General features: G+C 72.2%; 2 protein-coding genes. Both read left to right on the top strand.

The annotated features are described in order from the left end of the window. Positions 1-560 (top strand): hypothetical protein (locus VHK87_RS05025; RefSeq protein WP_329633800.1); only part of this gene is annotated, 560 nt, incomplete at its 5' end. A gap of 112 nt (positions 561-672) precedes the next feature. Beyond that, on the top strand, positions 673-2542 hold a 1870-nt coding region (locus VHK87_RS05020; protein ID WP_329633799.1), incomplete at its 3' end, for a glycosyltransferase.

Below are 2542 nucleotides of genomic sequence, written 5' to 3'. Positions count from 1 at the left end.
TGTCTCTGCGCGGCGAGGCCGGCCGCCGCAACGGCCCGGTGGTGGTCGCCTTCCTCGGCCTGCCGGTCAGCCACAAGGGCTGGCCCGCCTACCGCGACCTGGCCGCGAAGCTTCGGGGCGACGAGCGCTACGAGTTCTACCAGCTGGGCGATGCGCCCGACCCCTCGGCGCCGGTGGAGTTCCGCCGCGTCGCCATCGCGCCCGACCACCTGGACGCCATGCGCAAGGCGGTCGAGCAGCTGCAGGTCGACCTGGTGGTGATCTGGTCGATCTGTCCGGAGACCTTCTGCCTGACCGCCTTCGAGGCGCAGGCCGGCGGCGCGGGGCTGGTGGCTTTTGCGGACAGCGGCAACGCGGCGGCGGTGGCGGCGGCTGCCGATGGCGGCGTGGTGCTGGGCTCGGAGGCCGAGCTCGTGGACTTCTTCGCCTCCGGCCGGGCGGCCGAAATCGCCGAGGGACGGCGCCGGACCGTTCACGACCTGGTGCTCAGTCGCATGAGCGCCGACCTGACGGGCGGGGCCGGGACCGGGCGGCGGCGTCGCGACGCCGGCGCCCGTTGACCGTCATATTGGCCCCGTGTAGCGACGGCCGATCCTCGCGGCCCCGACACTGGCCGGCGAAGGCCATCCTGCGCCGCACGGGGGCGGCCCCAATGAAGCCCAACACGACCCGATGAGCGATCTTCCGGTGAGGGTGCTGTCCCGCGCCGACGCCGGCGCGCGCCCGGAGGACGCGGCCTCGCCGGTGGCGACCGCGCCGCTGTTCGACCGCCCGATCCGCTCGAGCGTCTCGGCCCCGGCGCTCGCCAACCCCGCCAACCGCGTGCGCATCCAGTTTCCCAGGGCCGGCGCCCGCTTCGCCCTGCATTCGCTGGTGCTGCGGGGCGAGGACGGGGCGGACCTCTACCGCTGGGCCGGGGCCGGCGACCTGTTCCGCCAGGCGCGCGACGTGCGCACCGAACGCTGCGGGCAGGCTGTGGTCGTCGAGTGCCTCAGCGACCAGACCGAGCTGGAGATCGAGCTCGACCCGCGGCTCTCCTCCCGCGCCGTCACCGCCTTCCTCACATTGTCCGCCGCTCAGGCCGGCGCCGAGCCCCCGCCGCCGCTGCGTGAGGGCCAGGCGGACCTCGCCGCGGTGCGTGGCGAGCTGGGCGAGATCGCCGAGAGTCTGCGAGTCATCCGGGACGACGTCGCCACCGGGCAGAGTCAGCTGACCGCCCACCGCCAGTGGCTGGAGCGGCAGTTCGAGATCGAACGCCGTCGCAGCGAGATGCAGGCCGCCATGGCCGAAGTGCAGTACCGGGCGCTGACCAAGCGGATCGGCGACTACGAGGAGGCCCAGCGGCAGCTGGAGGCGGCGCGCCAACAGCTGGAGGACATCCAGAAGTCGGCCTCCTGGAGGCTCACGCGTCCGCTTCGTGGCGTCGTCCGCGTGGCGCGCGGTGACATCCCGGCGGGCCAAGCCGCCAGGCGGGTCTTCCTCGCGCTATTGCGACGCGCCCCGCTGCCGCCGGAGGTCAAGGCGAGGCTTCGCGAGCGTTTCACGCCAGGAGCAGCTCCCGCCCCGCGCCCGCTCGACGCCGACGAGGGGCTCGGCGAGGAAGGCCCGGCCGGTCCGGTCGCCTTTCCGCTCCCAGGACGGATCCTCACCCTGCCGGAAGTCGCCGGGGAGGCGCCCGAGCCGCTGAACCTGACCGTCTCGGTGGTCATCCCCACCCTCAACGCCGGCGATGAGTTCTATTGGCTGCTACGCAAGCTGAAGTCCCAGAAGGGGCTGCGGGGCGTGGAGATCGTCGTCGTCGACTCCGGCTCCACCGACGGCACCGACACCATGGCCGAGGAGTTCGGGGCCACGGTGGTGCGGATCCCGAACAGCGAGTTCTCGCACAGCCACGCCCGCAACCTCGGGGCGGACGCCGCGACGGGCGACCTCTTCCTGTTCATGGTCCAGGACGCCTATCCGGTCGGCGACTGGTGGCTGCATTCGCTGGCCAAGGCGCTGGTCCATCCGCGCAACGAGGCCGAGCGACTGGCGGCGGTGTCCTGCGCCGAGTTCCCGCGCAAGGACTCCGAGCTGCTCTACAACGCGGCCATCGACACCCACTACCGGTTCCTCGGCTGCTGGGACAAAGACCGCATCGGGACCTTCTCGGGCGCCGACCACGAGTCGCTGCGCGCGCAGGGGCAGGTGAGCGATGTCGCCTGCATGATGAGCCGCGAGATCTTCCAGGCGTACCGCTACCAGGGCCGCTACGCCGAGGACCTGATCCTGGGCGTGCGGCTGATCAAGGACGGCCGGCGGACCGGAATGCTGTCGTCGGTGAAGGTGGTGCACTCGCACAACCGCAAAACCGGCTACTACCTGCGACGGGTGTTCGTGGACGTGGTCTTCCTGACCGAGGTGTTCCCGGACTTTGCGACGCCCCAGGCGCGCTCCTTCTCCGGCGCGCTCCTGGCCGCCGACCGACTGAAACAGATCGTCGATCCCTGGCGGCCGGGCCTCGGCGGCTCGGCGGCCGCGGGCCTGCGCGCGCTCGCCAACA

The organism is Phenylobacterium sp. (genome assembly GCF_036263695.1).
Taxonomy (GTDB): Bacteria; Pseudomonadota; Alphaproteobacteria; order Caulobacterales; family Caulobacteraceae; genus Phenylobacterium.
Note: the sequence above shows the minus strand (reverse complement) of the source record. Positions and strands in the feature narration are given on the sequence as shown.